The sequence below is a fragment of the Actinoplanes sp. NPDC023936 genome (assembly GCF_040639325.1).
Classification (GTDB): domain Bacteria; phylum Actinomycetota; class Actinomycetes; order Mycobacteriales; family Micromonosporaceae; genus Actinoplanes.
Genome location: NZ_JBEZZR010000001.1, coordinates 428904 through 454259, shown reverse-complemented (window position 1 = coordinate 454259; position 25356 = coordinate 428904). Strand labels below are relative to the sequence as shown.

General features: G+C 70.7%; 21 protein-coding genes and 1 tRNA gene. 12 read left to right on the top strand and 10 right to left on the bottom strand.

Features of this window, described 5'->3' with window-relative positions:
• Window positions 1–429: 429 nt before the first annotated feature.
• Window positions 430–6507, bottom strand: coding sequence for an RHS repeat-associated core domain-containing protein (locus AB0F72_RS01980; protein WP_360423561.1), 6078 nt, complete (start codon window positions 6505–6507; stop codon window positions 430–432).
• 343 nt (window positions 6508–6850) lie between these two features.
• On the opposite strand from AB0F72_RS01980, the gene AB0F72_RS01975 reads away from it, so the two are divergent.
• Window positions 6851–7564, top strand: a complete 714-nt coding sequence (locus AB0F72_RS01975) for a hypothetical protein (protein ID WP_360423558.1) — start codon at window positions 6851–6853, stop codon at window positions 7562–7564.
• Between the two features lie 660 nt (window positions 7565–8224).
• On the opposite strand, the gene AB0F72_RS01970 is transcribed toward AB0F72_RS01975, so the two are convergent.
• Both AB0F72_RS01970 and AB0F72_RS01965 read right to left on the bottom strand, forming a co-directional pair.
• Window positions 8225–8296, bottom strand: a tRNA-Val gene (locus AB0F72_RS01970).
• A gap of 100 nt (window positions 8297–8396) precedes the next feature.
• Window positions 8397–8804, bottom strand: a complete 408-nt coding sequence (locus AB0F72_RS01965; RefSeq protein WP_360423555.1) for a TIGR02611 family protein — start codon at window positions 8802–8804, stop codon at window positions 8397–8399.
• 276 nt (window positions 8805–9080) lie between these two features.
• Here AB0F72_RS01965 and AB0F72_RS01960 point away from each other — a divergent pair, with 276 nt between their 5' ends.
• The 4 genes from AB0F72_RS01960 (at window position 9081) to AB0F72_RS01945 (ending at window position 11370) form a co-directional block, all read left to right on the top strand.
• On the top strand, window positions 9081–9512 hold the full coding sequence (locus AB0F72_RS01960) for an SsgA family sporulation/cell division regulator (protein ID WP_014446635.1): 432 nt from the start codon (window positions 9081–9083) through the stop codon (window positions 9510–9512).
• A 206-nt stretch (window positions 9513–9718) separates the two neighbouring features.
• A complete protein-coding gene (locus AB0F72_RS01955) occupies window positions 9719–10585 on the top strand; it encodes an AraC family transcriptional regulator (protein WP_360423553.1) in 867 nt (288 codons plus the stop codon).
• A gap of 80 nt (window positions 10586–10665) precedes the next feature.
• A complete protein-coding gene (locus AB0F72_RS01950) occupies window positions 10666–11121 on the top strand; it encodes an Rrf2 family transcriptional regulator (protein ID WP_127542632.1) in 456 nt (151 codons plus the stop codon).
• Window positions 11122–11187: 66 nt separating this feature from the next.
• Window positions 11188–11370 carry a DUF4236 domain-containing protein gene (locus AB0F72_RS01945; protein ID WP_360423549.1) on the top strand — a complete coding sequence of 61 codons (183 nt, stop codon included), beginning with the start codon at window positions 11188–11190 and terminating at the stop codon, window positions 11368–11370.
• On the opposite strand, the gene AB0F72_RS01940 is transcribed toward AB0F72_RS01945, so the two are convergent.
• On the bottom strand, window positions 11356–12270 hold the full coding sequence (locus AB0F72_RS01940; protein WP_360423547.1) for a hypothetical protein: 915 nt from the start codon (window positions 12268–12270) through the stop codon (window positions 11356–11358). The genes AB0F72_RS01945 and AB0F72_RS01940 overlap by 15 nt on opposite strands.
• Before the next feature lie 74 nt (window positions 12271–12344).
• Between AB0F72_RS01940 and AB0F72_RS01935 the strand changes: the two genes are divergently transcribed.
• The 3 genes from AB0F72_RS01935 (at window position 12345) to AB0F72_RS01925 (ending at window position 16341) form a co-directional block, all read left to right on the top strand.
• Complete coding sequence (locus tag AB0F72_RS01935) at window positions 12345–13868, top strand: fibronectin type III domain-containing protein (RefSeq protein WP_360423544.1); 1524 nt, start codon at window positions 12345–12347, stop codon at window positions 13866–13868.
• A 91-nt stretch (window positions 13869–13959) separates the two neighbouring features.
• Window positions 13960–15528 carry a GGDEF domain-containing protein gene (locus AB0F72_RS01930; protein WP_360423541.1) on the top strand — a complete coding sequence of 523 codons (1569 nt, stop codon included), beginning with the start codon at window positions 13960–13962 and terminating at the stop codon, window positions 15526–15528.
• A 9-nt stretch (window positions 15529–15537) separates the two neighbouring features.
• Complete coding sequence (locus tag AB0F72_RS01925) at window positions 15538–16341, top strand: alpha/beta fold hydrolase (RefSeq protein ID WP_360423538.1); 804 nt, start codon at window positions 15538–15540, stop codon at window positions 16339–16341.
• Between the two features lie 293 nt (window positions 16342–16634).
• On the opposite strand, the gene AB0F72_RS01920 is transcribed toward AB0F72_RS01925, so the two are convergent.
• Genes AB0F72_RS01920 through AB0F72_RS01900 form a run of 5 tightly spaced genes read right to left on the bottom strand, consistent with a single transcriptional unit; the run spans window position 16635 to window position 21371 of the window.
• Complete coding sequence (locus AB0F72_RS01920) at window positions 16635–17144, bottom strand: DinB family protein (protein WP_360423536.1); 510 nt, start codon at window positions 17142–17144, stop codon at window positions 16635–16637.
• On the bottom strand, window positions 17141–17917 hold the full coding sequence (locus tag AB0F72_RS01915; protein WP_360423533.1) for an endonuclease/exonuclease/phosphatase family protein: 777 nt from the start codon (window positions 17915–17917) through the stop codon (window positions 17141–17143). Before AB0F72_RS01915 ends, AB0F72_RS01920 begins: the two co-directional genes overlap by 4 nt.
• Window positions 17917–19404, bottom strand: coding sequence for a phosphatase PAP2 family protein (locus AB0F72_RS01910; RefSeq protein WP_360423827.1), 1488 nt, complete (start codon window positions 19402–19404; stop codon window positions 17917–17919). The genes AB0F72_RS01915 and AB0F72_RS01910 overlap by 1 nt, the downstream gene beginning before the upstream one ends.
• 18 nt (window positions 19405–19422) lie before the next feature.
• Window positions 19423–20427, bottom strand: coding sequence for a YihY/virulence factor BrkB family protein (locus tag AB0F72_RS01905; protein WP_360423531.1), 1005 nt, complete (start codon window positions 20425–20427; stop codon window positions 19423–19425).
• A complete protein-coding gene (locus AB0F72_RS01900; RefSeq protein ID WP_360423528.1) occupies window positions 20424–21371 on the bottom strand; it encodes a diacylglycerol kinase family protein in 948 nt (315 codons plus the stop codon). The genes AB0F72_RS01905 and AB0F72_RS01900 overlap by 4 nt, the downstream gene beginning before the upstream one ends.
• A gap of 66 nt (window positions 21372–21437) precedes the next feature.
• Between AB0F72_RS01900 and AB0F72_RS01895 the strand changes: the two genes are divergently transcribed.
• From AB0F72_RS01895 to AB0F72_RS01885, 3 genes are read left to right on the top strand one after another with little or no spacing between them, the layout of a single operon-like run.
• Entirely contained in the window at window positions 21438–21926 is a 489-nt protein-coding gene (locus AB0F72_RS01895) for a DUF1990 domain-containing protein (RefSeq protein WP_360423525.1), read from the top strand.
• Window positions 21923–22702, top strand: a complete 780-nt coding sequence (locus tag AB0F72_RS01890) for an MBL fold metallo-hydrolase (protein WP_360423522.1) — start codon at window positions 21923–21925, stop codon at window positions 22700–22702. The genes AB0F72_RS01895 and AB0F72_RS01890 overlap by 4 nt, the downstream gene beginning before the upstream one ends.
• Window positions 22695–23309: a VTT domain-containing protein gene (locus tag AB0F72_RS01885; protein WP_360423519.1), complete on the top strand. Its 615-nt coding sequence runs from the start codon at window positions 22695–22697 to the stop codon at window positions 23307–23309. Before AB0F72_RS01890 ends, AB0F72_RS01885 begins: the two co-directional genes overlap by 8 nt.
• Here AB0F72_RS01885 and AB0F72_RS01880 read toward each other — a convergent pair.
• Entirely contained in the window at window positions 23257–24153 is an 897-nt protein-coding gene (locus AB0F72_RS01880; protein WP_360423824.1) for a serine hydrolase, read from the bottom strand. The genes AB0F72_RS01885 and AB0F72_RS01880 overlap by 53 nt on opposite strands.
• A 172-nt stretch (window positions 24154–24325) precedes the next feature.
• On the opposite strand from AB0F72_RS01880, the gene AB0F72_RS01875 reads away from it, so the two are divergent.
• The gene (locus AB0F72_RS01875; protein ID WP_360423516.1) at window positions 24326–25342 is read left to right on the top strand and encodes a hypothetical protein; all 1017 of its coding nucleotides are present in this window, start codon (window positions 24326–24328) and stop codon (window positions 25340–25342) included.
• Window positions 25343–25356: the final 14 nt, after the last annotated feature.

Genomic DNA, 25356 nt, shown 5'->3' with positions numbered 1-25356 from the left:
TGTCGCCCCCCGTTCGACTTACTCGCCTACTGCTTCCGCACATGACTGCAGGCGCGATCGCGCAGGCCGTCCTCGTGCTACACCACGTCGAGAACCCGATCTAACCACGATGAAAAAGACTCAGTGGTCAAAAGCCGGCGATGATGCGAATCACCGCGCGGACTCTGGTGCCGATCACCGGTCCGACGGGCGATACGGCAAGAAATAGCCACAGCCCCGCCGACAGCGAACAGCCAGAGGCGCGAGTCCAGCTGACCTGACGGAAGCGCTCAACCCGGCAGCGGCGTAGCCCTGAGCCCGCGGATGCTGAATATGTGCTTTTGCTTGGATCAGCATCTATTCCTGTGGCGAGCCGGAACGGGTGATCCACGGTGTACGGCGAATGGCCGGCGCCCTCGGGGCGCCGGCCATTCGTTTCAGATCACAGGGTCAACCACGAGCGCAGGACGGCTTCTTGCCGCCTCCGCCGCCCCAGCACTCCATGTCGTCCCAGCTGTCGAACTTGACGTAGAACTGGGCGTCCTTGAGCTTGTCCTCGAAGTACCAGCGGATGTAGACGACGGTGCCCGCATCGGCGTCCTTCATCTGGGACTTACTGGTCTTTCCGGCCTTCACAGTGACCTTAGGCGAGCATTTCGCCTTCGTATACGTTTTGCCGCTGTACGGGTTGAGCAGACTGCATTTGGTCTTCTTCGACCCACCCGTGTACTTGATGACCGCGGCCCACATGGTGACCTTGCTCCGGTTGTAGAGCACGCCGCAGATGACCTTTACGGTGCACTCGCTGAGACCGCCGTAGTCGTAGCAGTCGTTGGGGCCGGCGGAACAGTAGTCGTACGCGTTGGCGCTGCCGCCCTTTACCGGGTCGGTCTGCAGGAAGCGTCCGGTTGCCGGGTCGTAGACCCGGGCTCCCATCAGCACGGTGCCGCCGAGGGCGTCGTGTGAGCGTTGCTGGCTGCCGAGCCAGCTGTAGCGCTGTGTCGCGGAACCCTCGGCTCGTACGCCGAATTCGTCGTGAGCAAGCACGTCGACCGCCGAGGTGGCCGGGTCGAGAACCACCTTGACGTCGCCGTGCAGGTCGGTCAGGTGCAGGCGAAGTGAGCCTGCTGCGTCTGTGCTCGCCGCGAACTCTCCGTTGACCCCGTTCACATTGCGGGTGATGGCGCCGCTGCCGACGTTCTCCTCGATCCAGTCGGGCCGATCCCCGTCGCCGCGGTAGTGGTTCACTGTGATCTGGGTGGAGGTCCAGGCATCATCGCTCCGGGACTCTGCAACTGCGTACACGTTGCGCTGCTCCGGGTCGAGTGTCCAGGTCAGCCTGTTGTCGCCCTGGGTCTGCCGGTGCACTCGGTCGTCCGCGTAGTACTCCAGGTTCAATCCTTCCGGCGTTGCGACGGTACGCCCGAGGGCGTCGTACTCGTAGCCGGCGTCGACCAGTCGGTCGGCGCTGTCGTAGGTGTGCTTCTCGACGGTGTCCGGAACCGCCGGGCAATCTTCGTCCGGAGCTCCGACGGCCGTAGTCTTGCCGACCCGGTTGCTGTTCTGGCCGGCGCCATCAGCGAACTCGTACGTGCGGCGGGTGCAGATGCTGCCGTTGACGTCGTCGACCTGAACGAGGCGGCCCAGCGCGTCGTTGGTGAAGGCGCGCGTGGTCAGGCTGGACTGCTTGAGCCACTGCCCCTCGTAGTCGATGCTGAGCTCCTCGGCCAGGATGACCGCGCCGTCGGCTGTCTCGTACGAGCGCGCCACCGGCATGCCGACCGAGTCAACCGTGGTGTTCTGAACAACGCCACCCGGCATGACCTGGGTGACCAGGTTGCCTTCGGCGTCGTAGGCGGCGGAGAAGGTGCCCGCCACACTGTCGGTGACCGAGGTCAAGACGCCACGTGCGTCCTTTGACGTGTCGTACGCGTACGTGGTGCTACTGCCGATGGAGTCCCGTACGAGTGTGAGCCGGTCGAGGTTGTCGTACTGGTACGACGTCATCGCGCCGGTGGCATCACTGTAGGACGTGATCCGGCCGAGGGCGTCGTAGCCGGTGAGTACCGCTCCGTTGGTGTCGGTGGCGGAGGTCATCCGGCTGGCCGCAGCACTCGTGCCGGTGGCGAGCGAGGTCACCAGTCCAGTGGCCGGGTCGTAGGTGGTGGTCTCGGCGGCTGCCGGAGTGCCGACGCCGCCGGATGTGGTGACGGAGATTTCCCGGTCCAGGGAGTCGTATTTCCACTCGGTGACCCGGACGATCCCGTTGGCTGCCTCGGTCGCGGAGGCGGTCAGGCCGCTCGTGGTGTAGGTCGTCGTGGTGGTGACCAGTTCGTCCGGTTGCGATTCGCCGCCGGCAATCGTCGACTTCGGGCCGGTTCGGCATTCGAGGTCGGCCCATTCGGGGCGTCCGCCGCACGGTGCGGCGCCAGTCGCGGTGTAGTAGGAGGTGACGGTGGTGCCGGCGTCATTGCCGTTGGAGGCCGGCATGCGGGTCTCGACGAGCTGGCCCTGGGTGTTGTAGTAACTCTTCTCGCTGATCGGCGAGCCGGTCGGGTCGCTGATCGTCTCGGTCGCCACGCCGAGGGTCCAGTCGTACTTGGTGTCGGCATGACGGACTTCGCCGTCCGCGGCGTAGCCGGCGGTCTGCACGCCGCTGGTCACACGGGTCGAGCGGTGCGCGACTCGTGCGGTGCCGTCAGTGGGCCGGCCCTGATCGTAGGTGAACACGGTGTGGGTGCGGCCGGGCACTTCGGTACCGGCGGGCAGCGCTGGCAGTCCGCCGGAGCTGGGCATGTTCTTGGCCAGCGTGACCAGGTGCACGGCTCCGGTCATCTCCAGCAGGCGCACGCCATCTGCGCTGTAGGACTTGACGGTGGACAGCATCACTGCCCGCTGTGCGCTCGGCAGCGGCTCGAGGCCTAGTTCGACCAGCTGGCTCTGGGCGTCCGCACCGGAGCCGAGTGCCAGCGTCCGATTGCCCGCCGTCAGGGTACGGATGGCCCCGCCGGTGCTGTTGTAGTCGGTGGCGGAGATATGTCCGCCGGGCTCAGCGAGGTTGACCTGGAAACCGTTGCGGTCCAGGTAGTGGACGGTGGCACGGGTGTATGCGCCACTGGACAGGGCGCCGCGACCGGTGTTGCTCGCCGGTACCGCGTCAGCGGGGAAGATCGCCACCGCGGTCTGCGGCGGCTGCTGCTGGCCCCAGGCGGCGACGTCGGTGCTGCGCACGTCATACGGGCCGCCTTCGGTGCGTGCGGTGGGCACGTCGTAGACGATGGACGTGCTTGCGGTGCCGTCGACCACATTGGCCGTACCAGCTCGCAGGGTGGGCTGCGAAGCCGCGAGCAGCGTTCCGGCGCCGGCGACGCGGGCGCCTGCGGGGCCGTAGGTGAACGTCCAGGGCAGCTGCCCCGGATCGGCATACCCGGTGACGCGTCCGGCCGTGTCGTAGGCGTAGGTGACCTTCAGGGCAGGGCTCGATCGCGGATCCCACACCTCGCGCAGGTTGCCCGTCTGGTCGTACGCGTACTGGGTGATCGTGGTGCGGGTGGCGGCCGCGGCATTCGGTGCGGTCAGCCACCGGTGGATGCGGCTGGCCCGGCCGGTGTAGTCACCGGTCTGCGCCGTAGTGGCCGTCGTGGTGGCGGCGTACTCGATCTCCAGGACGCGGCAGCCCACGGTCGACGGGGTGCTCAGGCACGTCGCTGATGAGGAGGCGCTGGTGGGCGCGGCGACCTTGCGCAGGCGAGGGCGGGCAATCCCGTCAGCGCCGATGAACGCGTCGTGTTGGAAGGCGTATGTCGAGTGCTGACCCGGCGTCGAGGACGAGACCATGACATGGACGTTCGGTGCACCGGCGACCTTGGCGAACGTCGCCTGGTCGCCGCTCTTGCTGTTGGTGACGGTGAATCGGTCGCCGGTGGCGTCGTAGCTGAGAACCATGTCGGCTGAGCCTGGCTCCGACTCCCACCCACCGGTGCTGCGTTGCGCGAACGCAAGTGTCGATCCGCCGGAGGAGACCATCTCCACGGTCGTCGCGGTCGGTTTGCGAAGCCATGTCGCCTGGACGTTGCCAGGGGCGTATCCCCAGCCCCACTGCGGACCGAAGATCGATGCTGGTCCGCTCTGCGCGCCGAGGGTGGCATCCCGTGAGGACGCCACGCGGGTCAGGCCCATACCGAAGACGTCGGCGTCGTCGCCGCTGATCAGATATTCCCCGGTCAGCAGATTCACCGAACCTGGTCCGACCGCTTCGCTGGTGGCCTTGCCCGCTGATCGGTCGACGACGATACGCACCGCTGCCGACGCGGACTCGCCGGTGGCCGAGGTCACCACCGAACGAATCTTCAGGATCGGGCTGTCGGTGACGGTGTCGGTCGCTTTCCAGACCAGCTCGGGTGCCGCTCCGGCGGTCATCGCTACCGGCCAGGTGACCGCGGCGCCGTTCGAGCGCCGTTTCACGTGGGCAGCCGGAACATCAGTCCAGGGGTCCATGTCCGAGCGTCGATACTGGTAGCGGACGCCGGTGGAGTTGGTCGGCGCCGACACCGTCAGCACCACCTCGCCGGCCGTGCGGTCGCCGTCCTTCGGTGAAGTGACGCCGCTGGAGCCGACCGCGAACTGATAGCTGGTGACGCCGGAGAGGTTGCCGGCTCGGTCGCGGCTGCGCACATAGAGGGTGTGCGGGCCGTCGGTCGGTGGGGTGATCGACACGGTCGTGGAGCCGCCGAGCGCGGTCGGGTTGACCGTGGTGGCCGGCGGGTTGGTGTCGAGTCCGTAGAGGTAGGACGAGACGTCGGGAACGCCGCCGGGCGCGAGCGTGAACGAACCCGCCTGGCCGGCCGCCTTCGACCAGGCTCCCGCCGGGAAGTCCGTGGAGGAGACGACGGGCGTAGCCGATGGCGCGGTGGCGTCGATGGTGAATTCGCAGTAGGAGGACCATGGCGACCATACCGACGCGTCACTGATCCGCGCCCGCCACCGGTAGGAACCGGCTTCGGCGAAGGCGCCGGCTGGGACGGCAGCGCTCAACGCCGAGCCGGACGCGGCCTGCGCGCTCGTTGCGGTGCCGATCACCGTTCCCGCCGTGGTTGACCACTCGAATTGAGCGCTCACCTTGGATCCGTCGGTGTCGGTGCCGACTGCCTTGAGCGTCGGCGTCTTCGACGAGATGTAGGGGCGTCCAGTGCCGGTCGTGCACGGCGAGCTCGGCGACGTCGATCGGGCGCCGAGCACCGGGTAGGAGTTGTAGTTGACGACTGCGTACGGCACTTGGGCAGCGTCTACGGCATTGCGTGACCGGAACTGCTTGAAAGATGCGGCGTCGGTTTCCGAGGTGGCACGGATGCCCATGTCGGCGCGGGTGTCACCGGCTGTCGCCGCCCGCTGGAAGAAGCTGGTCGCCGTGATCGGCGCCCAGCCGTCATTGCACGACGAGTTATATCCCTTGGTGGTGGTCGACGTGGCTTCCTTGGTGTTCCACGCCGGCTGGTTACTCCAGAGCACACCGTCGTTGATGGGTCCAGTCGTCCAGATCTCCCACGACTTGGCGGTGCACGAGGGCGACCACCAGTTCCAGAAGTAGGCGGTCGCTGAGGTGATCTGCTTGCCGACGAGTGCGCTGGTGTTCCAGCGGATCAGAGACCGGGTCACGCCATCGGCGAGGTAGCCGAGCTGTAGGTCGTTGTTGCCGCCGTTAGCGGCGGTGTCGCCCTTCTTGACATACGTGTCGAAGACGGTCGCCACCGGGTTGATCTGCGGGTCGATGGTGATCGGGAACTCACGTGCCGGATCGGTGAGCCACTGCTGGTCCGGGCTGAGGGTCAGGTCCACACCGCGCTGTAGGCCCTGCCGCGCGGCACGCTTCGCTGTGGCGGTTCCGACCGCTCGACGGTTGATCGGCTCGCCGTGGGCGTCGCGGCGGGCGTCCCACATCTCCGGGGCGGGGGTCCGGGCCACGACCCGGCCTTTGGCGTCCTTGAAGGCGATGTTGCCGTACTCGTCGCTGTGCACCGCGGCGGCGTTCGGGCCGGTGATCGGCATCTTCAGCTGTGATACCTGGTCGACTGCGGCGGGCGTCTTGACGACGGCGAACGTCTCCACACCCTCGCGGGTCGCCTCGACGACTACGTCGACACCGGGCAGCGCCTCCACATAGGTGGCCTTGTTGGCCTCCAGGACAGGCTCCGGCAGCGGTCCCGTCCAGCCGACCGACAGCCGGTCTGCGCCCAGGCCAACCGCCGCGAGTTCGTGGGTGCCTTGACCTTTCGCCCCGGACACTTCGAGGTCGAAGGGGTGCGCCACCGGCGCGATGGTGCCGTCGACATCGCGGCTCAGGGACAGGTCGACCGGCAGCCAACCGTCCCCGCGGCGCATCCGCACGATGCCTGTATGGATCGTGGCCTGCACCTGCCCGGACGGCAGCGCAAAGTACTCCGACGTTTCCGAGGTCAACCCGGTGATCTTCACCTTGTTGCCGGTCAGCCGGGCAGTGATCAGTGCGGAGGTCTGATCGGCGCGTTCCACGACAGGAGCAGGCGACGGCGGGGCGGTGGGGGATGCCGTCGCGGCTTGCAGTGTCACCTGATCGGTCAGTGTGACGATGAGTCCTGCTACCAGCGCAGCCGCGATGGAACGGCCGGCATGGTTCCGGCGTCGGACCCGCCCCCGTGAACTTCTCTCCAATGTGTCTCCAGACCTAAGTGGATCTTGGAGGGTAGCGATGCATTGATCAACTACGGCTCATCCATCCAGGCCTTCAGAGAGGCCGCACAGGCAAACACAATGACCCCTTCGGCTGCCTTAGAATTGGAAGATCATCTTTACGCTGAGGCCACGCCAAGGCCCTCAAATGAAAGTCGGTAGCACCGTGCGTACATGGCTCCGCGGAGCAGGAGTGGTGCTCGGCGCACTACTCCTCGGCATCATCGGCGCCACCGCCGGATCCTGGGTCGGCAGTCTCGACCCCCGCCCGCTACCGACCGACGCCGAGGCACTACGCCTGACGCAGGAGATCCTGCCCGGAGTCATCCCGGCAGGCGAGCGAGACCGCCGCGACTACCTGTACGGCTCACCCCTCGGTGACGAGCAAGCCGGAACCGGGTTCGTGTCGATCTCTTACGAACGCGAGGAAGGCAAGCCGGGCCCCAGCCCGGACGAGTGCCGACTCGACGACCAGGCCCGCACCGGCGCAACTCGCAGCGGCTGGGTGGACTTCCGGACCGTGACCGGCTACTCCTGCGACAATTGGAGCGCCAAGCGTGGCGACCTCGCCATCGCCTACACCCATGACACGATCGGCTCGGTGGTGACCTTCTACCGCCCCACCGCTGGAGCCACCCTCGGCATGCTGATCGGCGCCGTGGCGGGAGCACTCGTCGGAGCCGCCGCAACGTACTTTCTCGGCCGCCGCCGGCCGCGGGCAACTTTAGTGATCCTCGCCGTCCCAGCGCTGTTACTCATCCCGGTCACCGGGCTCTACATCGCAGGACTGATCAGCAACATGTACGAGGGCCCTCTACCAGCTTTCTGGACGACCTGGTACGACCTGGCACGACTGTTCTTTCCGCCCAGCGACTACTGAAGAGGCCGCGGCATTGTCCCGCTGGTCATAGCAGCGTGCGCCAGTAGTCCCAGAGAGCGGACGCCGATGAGTGCGGTGGGTATCAGCAGCCACAGTAGCGGCACGGCGCTGTGCCCGCGTAGCAGCAGATCGGTGACCCGGCGCGGGCCCGGCAGGTGACCGCGTGCGGCGTTGTACAGCGTGGGGTACCAGAAGGTCACGATTATCACCACCCAGACGACCATGCAGTACGGGCTTGCTGACCCAGCCTCCGAGGATCGGACCCTTCGGCGAGCCGCAGACCGCTCCTGCCGCCGAGTAGGGGTCAGCCAGCGCGGCCGGGACTCGAGCAACACCACAGGCGAGTCAAACCAGGGCGACGCTGTTGACCGCCGCCGAACGGCGTACGGCACCAAACAGCGCCATCCGGCGCAGTACCTGACCACTTCGCAAAGCAGGTGGTGGTCACGGGAGCAACGATAGGAGCGGTCACCGCCGTACGAGAACCTTGAAAGCACTCCGGCGCTGTCGAACGCTGCCCGACGTTCCCGTCAGCGAGCCTCCTCGGAGGAGGCATGTTGGGGAGTCAAGGCGCTGCTCCCAATCTGCTCCCACAAGCATGACAAAACGCTCGGCCTAGTGGTTCACAAGGCCGAGCGTTTTCGCAGCTAGGAATACTTGTGGGCGATACTGGGATCGAACCAGTGACCTCTCCGGTGTGAACGGAGCGCTCTCCCGCTGAGCTAATCGCCCTCAACGAGATGGAACTCTACTAGACGGGTTCCCTCTCGCGCGAACCAGGGGTCAGCGTGCCGCGAACCAGAATCAGACGCGAACCGGCCCCGGACCCGGGTCAGCGCGTCCCCAGCCAGTCCAGCGCGACCTGCACCAGGTCCACCCCGAAGCTGACCCGGACGCTCGCCCACACCACCGCCCAGATGAAGATCAGGCCGACCAGGCCGACGAGGGCGCGGATCGGCAGGGTCTGCCGGCCGATCCAGTGGGTCCAGTTCTGCACGTGGCGCTTGGTGAACGCGAGGACACCGCGGGCCCAGTGGAACTCGATGGCGAGGATCGCCAGGCCGAGGATGACGATCGCCCAGCCGGGGCCGGGGAACGGGATCAACACGATGCCGACGGCCACGACCAGGCCACCGAGGATCCCTACACCGATCTTGAGAGCGAGCCGCCCCGTCGAGTTGGACCGGATACGGTCGAGCACACGCACGTCTGAAGCCCTGTCGTCCGTTTTTGGACCCATTTCATCCCCCAGTGTCCCGGAGCCCCGTCACCACCCGGGAGAAATGGACGTTACCGGAGTAAGTCAACTGCTGGACCACCCGACGCCGGGCGGAACCGAGTACCTGGGCAGAACAGGACAAGATATCGCTTTGCGTCCTGCGCGGTGGCGTTTTCGGAACCGTCTTCCCACTACTGGGTGAGATCAGCGTATGGCGGAGCGTAACGACAGGGATCACCTGAGTATGGGAAACGCGGGGTTCACCAGCCTCGCAGCGGTGCCGGGGGGAGTTCGTCCATGAGTACCATTCGTCCAACGACCGTCGAGGTCGAAACCTCGCTGCGGCTCGTAGCGCCTGACGCGACGGCACTGCCCGTGCGCGCCAGTCTGCGGTACGACCCAGCCGACCCGTACGCGGTCCACGTGTTGTTCCACGCAGAATCAGCCGGTGGGGAAGCCGTGAGCTGGTCCTTCGCGCGGGAACTGCTCGTGACCGGGCTCGATGAGCCCGCAGGGATCGGCGACGTCCGGGTGTGGCCGTGGGCTACACCGCGGGGCGATTTCGTCGCCCTGGCCTTGTCGTCGCCGGACGGCAACGCCTTGTTCGAGGTGCCGCGCAGCGTCCTGGTCCGGTTCCTGCGGCGCACCTACGTGGTGGTGCCGCGGGGGCGCGAGTCGGATCACCTGGACGTCGACGCGGCCGTCAACAGGCTGCTGGCGGGTCGATAGAGGAGCACCAGCACAGCGATCAAAGGGCGACCCGCCCGGACACTGCCGGTCCGTGGCGGGTCTCCCTTTATCCATATAAAAAGGCGTATTTCCGAAAAGAAATCGGAATCGAACATATAGCTAATACCGAGCCGGAAAACGGACAAATACCGCACTCAGATCACTAAAGAGTGCGTAGACGGTCATTGACAGTTACCGTCGGCGCGATGCCCGCAATGACTTCCGCCGATACGGCGCACGCGTACACCCTGCCCGACTGGGCGGGGATCAGCGGCTGCGCCCTTCCGGTGACCGCAGGCGCCGTCACCGGACTCCTCGCACATCACGCCCTCCTGCTGACCGTTACCGGTCCGCTCGTCGCCGAAGTGGACTTCACCGTCCACCGCTGCGAGCCCGGAACGCTGCTCTGGATCCGTCCGGGACAGGCGCTTCGGGTCGAACCGGGCAAGCACGAGACCACGACGATCGTCTTCCGGCCCGGCCTGTTCGGCCCGGACGATCTCCCCGGTCTGGCGCCCGACGATCCCGGCGGACCGGCCCGCCGCCCGGTTCCGCTGACCGACCGGGCCGAGTTCGACAGCCTGGTCCGCGACGCGGCCGGGCCGCCCGGCACGACGGCGGCCGCCCTGCTCCGGCATCAGCTCGCGGCGCTGCTGCTGCGGCTGAGCCTCCTCGACCCGGCACCGGAATCGCCGGGGCATGTGGAGAGCCGGACCTTCGAGCGGTTCCGCCGCCGGCTCGAAGTGGGGTATCCGCAGACCCGCCGGGTGGAGGACTACGCGGCCGAGCTGGGCTGCTCCGTGCGTACCCTGACGCGCGCCAGCCTCGCGATCACCGGCCGGACCGCCAAGCAGGTGGTGGACGACCGCGTCGCGCTGCAGGCGCGGCGGCTGCTCGCCGCGACCTCGCTGTCGGTCGCCGAGGTGGGGCGCAACCTGGGGTTCGGGGAGCCGACCAACTTCGGCCGGTTCTTCCACCGGGAGACCGGCCTGAGCCCCGGCCAGTTCCGCGGGCGCTACGTCGACGAGCAGTCCGGCGGCGGGATACCCGGTCAGCGACGCCCCTCTGACTGACGGTGTTCATCAGCCCGTAATTCCCATAAACCCCTGGGGTATATGCGGCCGGGGGTGCATGGGCGGGGCATGATAGTCAGGTGCAGATCTCCGCGCGCGGTGACTACGCGGTCCGGGCCGCCCTCAGTTTGGCGCAGGCCTATCCCGCTCTGATGTCCGCTCAGGCCATTGCCCAAGAACAAGAGATGCCTCGGAAGTTCCTCGAGGCCGTGCTCGCCGACCTTCGCCGCGCCGGCGTGGTGCGGGCACAGCGTGGCGCCGAAGGTGGCTACACGCTGTCGCATCCGCCACGGGACGTCGCGGTCGGCCAGATCATCCGGGCCGTCGACGGGCCGCTCGCCGGCGTGCGCGGCCTGCGTCCGGAGGAGACTCAGTACACCGGAGCCGCCGAGAACCTGCCGAACCTCTGGGTCGCGGTCCGGGCGGCGGTCCGCGAGGTCCTCGACGAGGTCAGCCTCGCCGAGCTCCTCAGCGGCCGGATGCCGGCGCACGTCCGGAAACTGACCACCCGCCCGGACGCCTGGCAACCACGCTGACGTTTGTGAATCCGGCCCGGCGGGAATCGTCCGCCCATCCGCACAACGAGATGGGAGACCGATCCGATGGGACTCGTGTTCCGCAGCCGCAAGAAGTTCGGCCCGCTGATCCTGAACTTCACCGAGAACGGCTACTCGTCGTGGAGCCTCAAGATCGGCCGCTGGTCCTGGAACTCCAAGACCCGCGCGCACCGCGTGGACCTGCCCGGCCCGATGTCGTGGAAGCAGGACAAGTCACGCAGCCGGTGACGGCAGCGATATCTCGACGTCGCCACCCAGGCGGCCGTGTTCCGGCCGCCGGGTGACCGCCCCGGCATCGACGAGCGCGTGCAGGACCCGGGTCGCGTCGGCGGCCCGGTAGACCGTCTCGGTCATCGTGAACGTGCGCAGTTCGGTCACCGTCGCGGTGCCCACGCCGGACAGGTGTGCCAGCAGCTCGCGGCGCAGCGGTCCGGGGTGCGGCGTGAGCGAGATGTCGATCAGGTGTCGTTCCGGGTCGCCGGGGTCGCGTAGCCGTACCCCGGCGAATTCGTCGACCGCCCAGAGCGCCTCCTTGAAGCTCTCCAGACTCTTCCCGGACGTGGTAGCGAAGATCAGCACCTCGCCGGGCTCCTCGCCGGTCGCCAGCTCGGCCGCGGTGACCAGCGGGAATCCGATCCGGCGATAGGGCTCGACCGCGACGCCGGGTGCGAGCGCCAGCAGGACCTCGGCGGGCTTGCCGGCGGCCACGGCCGCGACGGTGGACGCGGCGGGCGGTTCGCTCGCGCTCGCCGCGTCGAGAAAGGCCAGCAGGGGTACGTGTGCCGCCCCGGCCGCCTTCAACGCGACAGCGAGCCGCGCGTCGGTGCCACCGCCCACCGGCAGAACCGCGAGCCCGGACGCCGTTCCCGCGGCGCGCTGAGCCGCCACGAGCCGTTCACCCACTCCGGTGACGTCGTCGCCGAGCGCCACCATGGACAGTTCCCGGCCACGGGCCAGGTCGGGCAGATCGGCGAGAATCCGCACCGCGGTCTCGGCCGCATCACCGCCGTCCGCGTCGGCGTAGCCGTGCACATAGGTTGCCCGCCGGGCCCGGTGCAGCGCACCGGCCGCCCAGGCTTGCAGGTGGCGGACCAGGAGTTCGCGTTTCACAGTGCCGATCGGGGACATACCGCGTTTCTACCCTGTCCACTGAGCAGCTCGAAACTTGTACCTACGGTATTCAACCGAGCACTATGAGACACATGGCCCCTCCGCTCGCCGAACTCACCGCCCAGGCGCAGACGCTCTCGTCCGCCGGCGACCTCGCGGGCGCCCGGGCACTGCTGGACCGGGTGCTGCGCGACGCCAACGCCGACCCCCGCCGCGCCACCGCCGACCTCGCCATCGCCGCCGCCCTGCACGCGCGGGTGCTCATCGCGCTCGGCGACCCGCAGGCCGCCCGGCTCTGGGCGGCGTTCGCGCACGCCGCCGAGGAGCGGCTGCACGGTCCCCGCGACGAGCGCACGATCGCGGCGGCCGCGACCCACGCGGCAGTGCTCCAGCGGATCGGCCAGCACGGGCGGGCCGCGCTCGTCTATCACGACCTGGTCGGCGAGCTCGCCCGGCTGGACGGCCCGCAGGCGCCCCGGGTGCTCGCCGCCGAGGCGGACCTGGCGATCGCCGAGCACGCGGCCGGCCACTGCGGGCCGGCCCGCGCCCGGCTCGCCCGGGCCTGGCGGCTGCATCGGGAGGCGCACGGCGAGGCCGCGCCCGCCGGCATCAAGATGCTGGCCCGGCTCGGCGCCATGGAACGCGAGTGCGGCCGCGACGCCGAGGCCGCCGAGCATCTCGCGCTCGCGCAGGAGCTGAGCTCGCGGCACCTGCCGTCCGACCATCCGCTGGCCGAGCAGGCCGCGCGGCTGTCCACCGCCAAACCCTCCGGCCGGCACGCCTGCGGCGCGGCCGAGCAGCCCGGCGGGCAGAACGGCGGCACACCGTTCCGGCCGTTCCCCCGCCGGCCCACGGTCAGCGACCCGGGGCCGGCGACGCCGCCGCCCTATCCCGCCGAGGCGCCCGGCATGCCCGCCCCGGACGACCGGCCCACCGACCCCAACGGGACCGTCTACCAGCAGCCGCTCTATCTCAGCGACGTGCACCGGCTGCCCGGCGACCTGACCGGGCGGCACGCGCGGGCGGACACGCCGCCACCCCTGCCCGGGCGCCGCGCCCCGGACTACGACGAGGACGGGAAACCGGCGCCGGTGGGCACGGCTCCGCCGGTACCCCCGGAGGAGCCGCAGCGGAACCGCTCAGCGCACCCCCTGCTGCTCGCCGCCGTCCTGGCCGGCGGTGTCGCCGCCGCGGCCGCCGTGGTGATCCTGACCCTGCCGGACGCGGACGGCGCCACCGGGCAGCAGGCCGCGCCCGCCGCCTCCGCACCGGCGCCGGCCTTGCCCTCCCCCGCCGCATCCGCTCCCGCCGCACCCGCCCCCGCCGAGAAGACCACCGCCGCCGGCGAGCCCGGCGCGCCGCAGAACCTGCGGCTGCGCGACAACGGGGACAGCGTCGCGCTGGAGTGGGTGTACCCGGCGGGCGCCGGCGGGCCGGTGCACGTGGCCGCCGGCAAGGACGGCGCCGAGCCGAAGAAGTTCCAGGAGTTGCCGGCCGGGGCCGCCGACTACATGGTCTACAGCCTCAGCGGCACGGCGAACTACTGCTTCCGGGTCGCCGTCGAGTACAGCGCCGACCGGATCGCCGACTCCGCAGCGGTCTGCACGAACCGGTGAGTCGCAACCCTTTCGCAACCGGGCGAAACCCGTCCTGCCACCGAGCCGCCGCAGTGTTGGACGTCACGGCTACCAAGGGAAAGTAGGGCCAGTGACGACGGAAACGGCGAGCTGGGTCCCCGCCCTCGACGCGCTGGAACGCGCCGTCGAGGAGCTCGAGGGCCGTCCCATGTCGCAGTTCCGCGCCGTCCGGGCCCCCGCCGCGGAGCTCGAACGGCAGGCCCGCGAGCTGGGCGCCGACGAGCTGGCGCAGCGTGCCCTGCTGCTGCACGCCGCGGTCCTGCTCCGCGAGGGTCGCACCGGCGAGGGCGGCCAGCTCGCCCACCAGGTGCGCGCCTGGGCGGAGCAGAACAACGCGCCCTACGTGCTGGCCCGGGCACACCGGGAGCTCTCCATCTTCTACCGGGCCGTCGGTGACTTCTCCGAGGGCCTGACCCACGCCGTGCAGAGCGTCGCCATGCTGCCCGAGGACGTGCCGGGCAACGTGCGCGCGCGGCACCTGCTGTCGCTCTCCGTCGCGCTGGAGGAGGGCGGCTCGCCGATGGACGGCGAGCGCCGGGCCCGGGAAGCCCTCGCCCTGGCGGCGACCGCCGGTGACACCGAGCTGACCCTGCTCGTGCTGAACAACCTGGCGTACAGCGCGTTCGAGCTGGCCGACGAGCCGTCCGCGCGGCTGCTGGTCGAGCAGATGCGGGAGATCCAGCAGCGGACCGGGCACCGGTTCGGCGCCAACGAGGTCGACACGATGGCCCGGGTCGAGCTGATGGGCGACCGATACGACGCCGTCGAGGAGCTGCTGCTGCCGGTGCTCGCCGACCAGGTCGCCGCGAACGAGGGCGACGCCGTCGCTGAATGCCTGCTCACGCTCGCCCTGGCCCGCCGCCGCAGCGGCCGGTACGACGCCGCGCAGGAGGCGCTCGACGCGGCCCGCGAGCTCTGCGCCGAACGGGAGCTGGCCGCGGTCAGCGCCCGGGTCCGCGAGGAGCAGGCCGCGCTGTACGCGGCGACCGGGCGGTTCGCCGAGGCGTACGAGGAGCACCGCGCCTTCCACGCCGAGTCCGCCGCGCTGCACTCGGCGCAGCGGGACGCCCGGGCCCGCGCGCTGCAGGCGGTCTTCGAGGCGAACGAGGCACGCCGGGTCAGCGAGCACTTCCGCGAGATGGCCCACCGGGACGCGCTGACCGGCCTCTACAACCGCCGCTACATCAACGAACGGGTGCCGGCCCTGCTCCTGGAAGCCGCCGCCCGGCGCCGCCCGCTCTCCCTCGCCATCGTCGACCTGGACCACTTCAAGCGGGTCAACGACACGTTCTCGCACACCACGGGCGACACGGTCCTGCAGCACATCGCCGAGCTCCTGGAGGAGGCCGCCGGCCCGTCCGGCATGGCGGCCCGGATGGGTGGCGAGGAGTTCCTGCTCATCTATCCGGGGGTCGAGGCGGACGAGGCGGAAGAGCGCTGCGAGCGGCTCCGGCTGCGGATCCGCGCGCACGCCTGGGAGCCGATCACCGGCACCCTCCCGGTCACCACGAGCGTGGGTGTGACGACCACCCCGGACGGCCGGGGGACGTTCTCGGCGCTGCTCTCCCAGGCGGACCGCAACCTCTACGCCGCGAAGCGCAGCGGCCGCGACCGGGTGAGGACCGACGCCTGCGGGTAGCAGACACCCGTGCCGATCTTCCGCAGCCGCCTGGTCACCGTTTCCGGCCTCCGCACCCACGACCGTTTCTGCACAGCCGGGGCGGGTCTGCCGGTGGTGCTGGTGCACGGTCTCGCGGTCTCCCACCGCTATCTCATGCCGACCGCCCGCGCCCTGGCCGGCCGGCATCCGGTGCTGGTGCCGGACCTGCCCGGCTTCGGCCGCAGCGACAAGCCGCCGGCCGCCTGGGACGTCACCCGGCACGCCGCGCACCTGGGCGCCTGGCTGGACGCGCTCGGGCTCGGGCCGGTCTGCCTGGCCGGTCACTCGTTCGGGGCCGAGGTGGTCGCGCGCCTCGCCGCCGAGCGGCCCGCCCTGGTGGCGGGGCTCGTGCTGGCCGGGCCCACCACCGATCCGCTGGCCCGTTCCCGGATCGGCCTGGTCCGCCGGTTCCTGGTGGACATGCTCGTGGAAGCGCCCTCCCAGGCCCCGATGATCCTCCGGGATGTGGCGGTGGCGGGCCCGCGGCGGGTGCTCGCGACAGTCGGTCACTCGGTCCGGAACCGGATCGAGGACGATCTGCGGCGACTGCGGGTGCGTCCGCTGGTCCTCGGGGGCGGGCTGGATCCGATCGCGCCCCTGGGGTGGCGGGCGAGCGTCGCCGGTGCGACCGGCGGCGTGGCGGTCACGATTCCCCTCGCGGCGCACAATGTGATGACGACGTCGGGGCGGCGCAGCGCGGATGCCATCGCGGGATATGTGGCATCTTTCTCCGGTACGGGCGGGTCGGTTTCCAACCGCAGGTCTGGCAGTCCCGGGGTTGTCCGGTTCTGACGGGTGCGGGCCGGCGCGGCTCGCCGCCGGGACCGGCGCGGGGCCGGGCCGGTTCGCCACGCTGGCTGCCCGCGCACGCTGAGCGAGTCGGTCACGGTGCGCTGCTGGTCGCCCTCGCGGGGGCTTTGTCACTCTCCGTGATGGGTTGGGTGGTGCGTTTGCGCTCCGCGGAATTCTGTAAGGGCTCTGGGACCTGCAGGTTTCCGCGAAGCGCAAGCTTCACCTCGGAGCCGGGGACGCCGGGTGACGGGACGCCGGGTGACTCGTGGCGGGTGACTCGTGGCGGGTGGCGATTACTTGCCGGTGGGGGCGCCTGCCAGTTCGGCGACTATGTCGATGTGGCCGGTGTGGCGGGCGTACTCCTGGAGCAGGTGGAAGAGGACGCGCTCCAAGGAGGCCGGGCCGGCGCCGTCCCAGCGGGGGCCCGGCTCGCCGACGGCGTCCAAGGGGGTGCCGCGTGCCACTGTCGCGGTGTGTTCGCCCTGGGCGCGCAGCTGGGCGGTCAGGTCCGCCAGGGACTCCGCGGGGTCCACGTGCCAGCGGTCGTCGCGGCGGTCGGCCCACGGGTCGGGGATGGCGCCGCCCTGGAAACCCCACTCCATCCAGCGGCGTTCCACGTGGCGCAGGTGCTTCACGAGCTCCAGCGGGGTCCAGCCGGAAGGCAGGCGGCTGGTGCGCAGCTCGGCGGATGGCAGCGACGCCACCTTCGCCAGCAGTGTCTCCCGGTAGTAGTCCAGGTAGCGGACGAAGACCTCGGCCCGGTCGGTGGCGGGGGCTGTCGGTTCGGGGAACGCGATGCTCATCCGCCGAGTATGTCCAGATCCACCCGGACCGGGTAGTGGTCGGACGCGTGATCCGTCACGTCGCCGCGGATGACGTGCGGGTCGCCGGCGCGGGCCGCCAGCGGGGGGCTGGCCAGCAGGTAGTCGAGGCGCATCGGGCCGAACTCCCGGCCGCCCAGGCCCGCGGTGGGCACGGTGGCGCCGGCGTCGCGGCCCAGATCTGCGAAGCCGGCCTCCAGGAAGGCGCTGACCGCGCGGGTGTCCGCCGCGCCGGACGACGGGCTCACGTGGCGGGGGCGGTAGCGGGGGCGCAGCTCCGCCAGCGCCGCCGCGTGGTCCTCCCCCGGCGCCAGGCCGTTGAGGTCACCGGCGATCAGGACCAGACCGGCGCGGGAGGCATGGCGGGCGGCCAGCCAGCGGGCCTCGCGCATCCGGCGGTACGGGGAGAACGGGTTGAGGTGGGTGCTCACCACGGTCAGCGGGCCGGCTCCGGTCGGCACCGTGACGGCGGCCGCCGCGTGGTGCAGGCGCCAGCGGACGCTCGACCGGCGCGTGATCCGCAGCGGCGGGCGGACCAGCACCGCGACCGGCTGACCGAACGCCGAGCGGGACAGGTGCGGCGTCATGCCGGTGGCATCGGCGAAAGCAGCGAGCCGCTGTCCCCCGTACCCGTCGAAATCGCGAAGCTCTTGGACCGCCAGGATGTCCGGGCGCTCGGCCTTGACCACCTCGATGATCGCCGGAAGGCGATCCCCTCCGCCGGTGCGGATGTTCCAGGTCAGGAACCGCAGCATCAGCGGGCCGGCTCGAGGCGATCGGAACCGGTCACGGCGACAGCTTCCGACGCCGCCTCGGTGGCCGACGCGGGGTGCGCGTTCGGGCGGATCGTGAACCAGAGGACGGTGATCCAGGCGGTGGTGAGGATCGCGGCGCCGAGCATGTCGGTGGGGTGGTGCATGCCCCGGTACATGCGGGAGAGCGCCACGCCGAGCGGCATGATCACCGCGAGGGCCGGGAAGATCCAGCGCCACGGCTGGCGGATCCGGGCCATCGTGATGATCGCGATGGCGGCCCAGAGGCACATCGTCGCGGCGATGTGGCCGGACGGGAACGACGAGGTCGGCATCTGGCCGTCGAGCTGCTCGACGGGCGGGCGCGGACGGCCGACCGCGGCCGACGCGCAGAGGAACAGGGTGAGCTCGCCGACCATGGTGAGCACCAGGAACAGCACCGGACGCCACTGCCGCCAGAGCGCCAGCGCGAGCGGGCAGAAGATCAGCGAGATGAAGAGGATCGCGTGCGTGTCACCGGCCTTGCTCCACGCCCAGCTCCACTTGTCGAGGCGCTCGGTGCGGAACGTCTGCAGCCACTCGACGAACCCGGTGTCGAAGCCCGGCGTCCACCGGGTGACCGTGTATCCGACCAGGTAGAGCAGGCCGAAGACGAACACCCAGCCGACCAGGATCTCGGCGGCCTTGGCCCACGGGTGCGGCAGGACCGGACCCTCGGCGGGCGCCAGGCGCAGGTCGGGGCCGGCCTCCGGCTCCAGGCCGTCGGTGAGCGTCTGGCCGGCGTGATCGGGATTCCGGCGCCCGGCCTCGCGGCGCCACATGCGGAACGCGTACGCGGTCGCGCTGATCCACGCCACGCCGAGCAGCCACCCGGCGAGGACGTCGGAGAGGAAGTGCACGCCGAGGGCGATCCGGGTGAACCCGATCGCCGCGACCAGCACCGCCGCGGCGCCGACGAAGAACGGCCGCCACCGGCGCCGCACGGCCGGCAGGAAGACCAGCACGATCATCCCGTAGACCACCATCGAGCCGAGCGCGTGCCCGCTCGGGAAGCTGTTGCCCGGCGCCTGCGCGACCGGCACCTCGACCACCGGGCGCAGCCGGCCGACGAGCGCCTTGAGCGACGGGTCCAGGATCAGCGCGCCCGCGCCGGTGACCACCAGGTAGAGCGCCGGGCGCGGCCGGCGCCGGATGATCAGCATCAGGACCAGCAGCGCGACCAGCGGGATCATGAAGCCGCGCCCGCCGGCCGAGGAGATCTGCCGCAGCACGGCGACCACCGTCTCGGAGCCGGACGCCCAGCGGTTCAGGCCGTCCGCCACCGAGCGGTCCAGGCTCTGCAGCGGTCCCCAGTGGAACCGGACCAGCAGCAACAGCACGCCGAAGCCCAGGCCGACCGCCAGCACCGCGATCAAGCCGAGCACGCTGCGCTCGGCGAAGTGCCGGACCGGCGCCCAGCCGGTGCGCTCTACCACTCGGGTGTCATCCATCTGCGCCACGCGCCGTTCTTACCCGGACGACTCAACCGGTACACCGGGTTCCCGTTGTGCCGGGATGTCCGGTTCCGGCTCCCACTGGTCCTCCTGCGCGGGCCGGGCGCCCACCCGGCTCGCCTCCAGCTGCGCGGCGAACGCCAGGCCCAGGAAGAACGCGATACCCGTCAGGTTCGCCCAGAGCAGCAACGCCATGATCGCGGTCAGCGGCCCGTACGTCGCGCCGAAGCTGTCACTCACCCGGATGTACCCGGCCAGGAGCAGGCTCGCGATCCACCAGAGCACCGTCGCCACCACGGCGCCGAACAGCAGCCAGGACAGCGCCGGCTGCTTGCGCCGCGCCGAGTACCGGAACAGCGCGCCGACCGCGAACACGATCAGCGCCAGGCTGACCGGCCAGCGCACCACGTCCCACGCCACCCGGACCCCGCCGGGCAGGCCGAGCTCGCGTTCCGCCGACTCGCCGGCCGCCCGGCCGGCGACGAGCAGCAGGAAGCCGAAGAGCGCGGGCAGCCCGGCGGTGAACGCCAGAAGCGCGGCTCGCGCGTACTTGGCGATCGCCGGGCGGTCCCGCTCCACCCCGTAGATCCGGTTGGCGCCGCGCTCCACCTGCGCCATCGCCGTCGTCAGCGCGGCCAGGCCGGTGATCATGCCGAGCGTGAGCGCGACCTCACCGGCCTCCTCGGTCTTGTCGCCGTCGTCGAGCAGCTGACGGACCACGTCCTCGCTGGCGCCCGGGGTCAGCCCGATGATGGTGTCCGCGACGATCTGACCGCCGGACTCCACCCCGAGGTCGGTGGCGAGGCCGGAGAGCGCGATCAGGAACGGCACGATCGCCAGGCACAGTTGCAGCGCGAACGCCCGGGAGTGGCTGAAGCCGTCGCCGTACCGGAACCGGATGAACGCGTCCCGCAGCAGCGGCCAGCGACCGTAGTGCCGCAGCGCCACGAACGCGTCGTCGGCGGAGAGCTCGTCCCCGGACATGGTGCGGGTCTCGGGGACCGGTTCGGTACTGCTCAAAGTTTTTCCGCCCGCTCGGCCACGGCGCCGGCGTCGTACGCCAGGTCGGGGTCGGCATCCGGCTGCGGCACACAGAGCAGCAGCGCTTTCGGCCGTACGTGAATCTTCATGACCTTCCCCGGTGCGATCAGATCTCCATCCAGCTGCCGGGGCTGTGCCCGGTTGCTGTAGATCTCCACACGCGATGCGGTGTATGTCTCCATCAGCGGCACCCGGTCCTGCCGGCGCAGCACCGCCCAGGCGAGCGCCGCCCAGTGCGCCAGGTTCCCGGGGCTGAGGATCGCCACGTTCAGCTTGCCGTCGTCCGGTTCGGCCTTGCTGAGCAGCCGCACCCCGCCCTGCAACCGGCCCACGTTGCCGACGATCACGGCGCGCGGGTGGCGGGGCATCGGCGCGCCGCCGTCCAGCCGGATCCGGGCGCGCATCGGGCGGTCCAGCAGGTGTCTGGCGGCGCCGCCGACGTACGCCAGCCAGCCGATCCGCCGTTTCGCGGTCTCCGACGTGTCCTCCAGCATCTTGGCGTCGAAGCCCATGCCGGCCATCACCACGAAACACCTGTCGTCGATCACGCCCACGTCGATCCGGCGGCGGCCGCCCTCCAGCGCCACCTCCAGCCCGGTGGCCGCGTCGGTGCCGAGTCCCAGGTTGGCGGCGAGCAGGTTGCCGGTGCCGGCCGGGAGGACGGCCAGAGCGGTGTCGGTCCCGGCCAGGGCGGTGACGACCGCTGTCACCGTACCGTCGCCGCCGCAGGCGAAGACCAGCTCGGCGCCGTCCGCGATCGCCTGCTTGGCCTGCCCCCGGCCGGGGTCCTCGGGTGTGGTCTCGTACCACTTCGGCGCGGGCCAGCCGGCCTTCGCCAAGGCCTCGCCGACGGCGGCACGCAGATGATCGAGATCGGCCACCTTGACAGGGTTAACCACCACAGCGGAACGGGGTCCAGTCACAGGGCTCAGTCTGCCGGACGCCCGGCACCCCGGCGACCCGTGCGGTGCGGCAGGCACACTGCAGGAGTGACCGAGCTGACTTATCCACACGTCGGGGCGACCCGTTCCGGGCCGCTGCCCGCCGGGTACCGCCACCTGCGCTACCGCACCCGGATCGGCGCCGGCCGGGAGGTCTTCGCCCGGGCCGGCGAGGCGATCGTCACCTTCCGGATGCACCGGGCCACCGGAGCGCGAATCGTCACCGACGCCGGGCGGGCCGCGCCCGGCGTGCGGCTCACCGTGGGCCTGGGCCCGCTGCGCGCGCCCTGCGAGGTGGTCTGGGTCTCCGAGCACGGCTTCGGGTACGGGACCCGCCAGGGTCACCCGGCGACCGGCGAGGAAGCCTTCCAGGTCGAGATCGACGACCGCGACCAGGTGTGGTTCACGGTCACCGCGTTCAGCCGGCCGGCCGGGACCCTGATGCGGCTCGGCGGCCCGGTGGCGGTGGCCTTCCAGCACCTGTACGCGCGCCTGTGCGGCCGGGCGTTACGGCGGGTGAGTACCGTTACGTCGTGAGTACGACATCGGTCACCTGGTGGGGACACAGCACCGTCTGGCTCGCCGACTCCGGCGTCACCCTGCTCACCGACCCGGTGCTCACCGACCGGCTCGCGCATCTGCGCCGGATGGCCGGCCCGTCGCCGGTGCTGCCCGGCGCGCCGGACGCCGTGCTGCTGTCGCATCTGCACGCCGACCACTTCCACGTCGCCTCGCTCAAAGCCGTGCCCGGTTCACCCCTTCTCGTGGTTCCGCGCGGCGCCGGGTCCTTCACCGCGAAAGCGCTGGGCCGCGAGGCGGCCCAGCGCGTGGTCGAGGTCGCGCCGGGCGAGGAGACGACGATTGCGGGGGTACGGGTCCGCGCCGTCCCCGCCCGGCACGACGGTGGCCGCGGCCCGTGGTCGCGACAACGAGCCGTCGCCCTCGGTTACCTCATCGAGGGCAGCGCCCGTACCTGGTACGCGGGCGACACCGGGCTCTTCGACGAGATGTCCGCGATCGGCCCGCTGGACCTGGCGCTGATCCCGGTCGGCGGCTGGGGTCCGACCCTCGGCGCGCACGGCCACCTCGACGCCGTGGACGCGGCCGAGGCGCTGCGCCGGGTCAAGGCGTCCTGGGCGGTGCCGGTGCACTACGGCACACTGTGGCCGGCCGGGATGGGCCGGATCCGGCGGCACATGTTCGACGAGCCCGGCGCGCGGTTCGCCGAGCACGCCGCCCGCACCGCGCCGGAGACCCGGGTCCGGGTGCTGGCCCACGGCGAGACGCTGACCGTGGAGCCGGCGGGTGGCTGAGGTGATCGCGGAACTCACCACCATCGCCTCGCTCTTCGCGATCGTGGCGTTCGGCGCCATCGTGCCGATCGTCCCGACCGGCGCGGCGGTGAGCGGCGCCGCCGCCCTCGCCTTCCACACCCAGCCGCTCACCATCGTGCTGGTCCTGATCGCCGGGGCGGCCGGGGCGTACGCCGGCGACCTGGTGATGTACGCGATGTGCCGGCTCGGCGGCGAGTCCCTGGCCCGGCGGCTGCGCTGGCTGCGCGACGAGCAGCGGCTCGCCTCGGTCAAGCACCGCCTGCAGGAGAAGCAGGTGCCGGTCCTGCTGGTGTCCCGGCTGATACCGGGCGGCCGGGTGCCGGTGCTGCTCGCCGCCGCGTTCATCGGTCTGCCCTGGCGGACGTTCGTGGTGGCGAACGCCCCGGCGTGCGCGCTCTGGTCGGTCGTCTACGCCGCGATCGGGCTGGCCGGCGGCTCGATCTTCCCCGAGCCGTGGCAGGGCGTCGTCGCCGCGGTCGTGCTGATCCTGATCGTCAATCAGGCGATGACCTGGCTCTCCCGGCGGCGTGCGGTCAGTACAACAGATGCGTCCGGGTTAGCGTCGCCGCCTTCTCCACCACCGTGATCCCGCCCGGCATCGTCTTGTTCAGATGCGACAGCACCGCGATCGAGACGTCCGTGTCGTCGTCGGTGACCCGGCCGACCGAGTTGATGATCCAGCGGCCGTTCTCGGTGGACCGGGAGAGCCAGCCGTTCTTCACTGTCGCCTCCTCCCCCGCCTTCGCGACCGCGGGGACGCCCCAGTCCTGATCCTCGGCGACCGTGCTCATCAGCGTGTCCGCGTACTTGCGGGACGCCGCCGTCAGCTCGCCCTTCTCGTCGACGAGCGCGTCGAGCAGCTTCACCTGGTCCTTCACCGTGGTCCGGGTGAGGCCCCACGAGCTGCTCACCCGGGTCTGGGTGAGACCGAGCCGCTTGTTGCAGGCGCTGATCGCGCTCGCCCGGCCCAGCTTGCTGAAGAGCGACGTGGTGGCGGCGTTGTCGCTGTACCGGATCATCTTCTTGGCGAGCGCGTCCTCGCTCGACGTGACCTTGCGGCCCTTGTCCTGCGCGGTGAGCAGCAGACACGCGAGAACCTGCACCTTCACGACGCTGGCCGTCTCGTACTTCTCGTCGCCGCGGTAGGAGTACGTCTCGCCGGTGGTCTTGTCGAGCACCGCCACGGAGAACTCGGGGACGGTGGCCGCGTACTTCTTGAGCGCCGCGTTCAGCGCCTTGACCCGCTTCGCCCGCTCCTGCGCGGCCAGTTCCTCCGGGCTCGGGCCGGTCGGCGTCGGCGAGGCGGACGGGGAGGCGGGGGCCTGCTGGAACACGCCGGCCAGCGGCGCCGCGCCGGCGGCGGAATCCTCGCCGGTCATGCCCCTGGCCACCAGCACCGCGCCGCCCAGGATGCCGACGGCGGCCACCATCAGGATGAGATTCCGGGTACGTCGCACCCATGCATAGTGCCGTGTCCCGGGCCCTCGATGCCGCCCGGAAGCCTGTGGAATCGGGAAAAGTGCCCGACTTTCGACCGTGTGGCAACGCGCCCGTACCCTCCGTCACCGATCCCGGGTGCGGGGCAGGCGCATGATGGGAGGCATGGCAATCCTCTCGGCCCTCACCCGCGCCGCGCTGGCGGCTCCCGCAGCCGCCGCCGACCTGACCCGGTCCGCGATCGGCCAGGTGATCGAGACGGCGGCGACGGCCGCGACCATTCCGGTACGCGCGGTCGGCCTGATCAGCCAGGCAGAGTTGCTGATGAACCGGGTCAATCTGGCCGCCGCCGAGGCCGAGAACCTGATCGGCCGGGTCAGCACCGCCGTCGCCCAGGCCGAGGAGCTGATCACCAAGGTCACCCTCGTGGCGAACAGCGCCGAGACCACCGTCGGTGACGCCCGCGCGATCGCCACCGCCGCCGCCCTCACGATCGAGGAGGCCGCCACCATCTCGTCGGCCGCCGGCGACCTGGTCCGCCGGGCCTCGGTCACCGCCGAGGCCGCGGGAGTCGTGGTCGGTGACGCGGCGGCCGCGATCGGCGAGGTGGGCGCGATCACGACGGCGGCCAGGTCGGCCGTCGGGGAGGTCTCGTCCATCACGACGGCGGCCCAGTCCGCGATCGGGGAGGTCTCGTCCATCACCGCGGCGGCCCACTCCGCGGTCGGGGAGGTCTCGGCGATCACGGCGGCGGCGTCGGGGACGATGGCCGATGTCGCCGGGCTCACCGACTCGGCGCGGGGGATCGTGACGTCCGCGTCCGGGGTGGCGGATCAGGCGCAGGCCGTCGTCGCCCGGGCGGACGCCGTGGCGGGCGAGGTGGACGTGCTGCTCAACGGCTACGCCCCGACGCTGCGGCAGGCGGCCCCGCTTGCCGCCCGGTTCGTCGCCGAGCTGACACCGGACGAGGTGACCGCCGCGATCCGGATGGTCGACCAGCTCCCCCAGCTGCGGGACCACCTGGTCAACGACGTGATGCCGCTGCTCGGCAAGCTCGACCAGGTCGGGCCGGATCTGCACAAACTGCTCGAAGTGACCGAGGACCTGCACTTGGCGATCGCCGGGTTGCCGGGCTTGAAGCTCCTCCGCCGCCGAGGCGAGGACCGCGTCCACGACGCCTGACGGTGGTGGGCCGC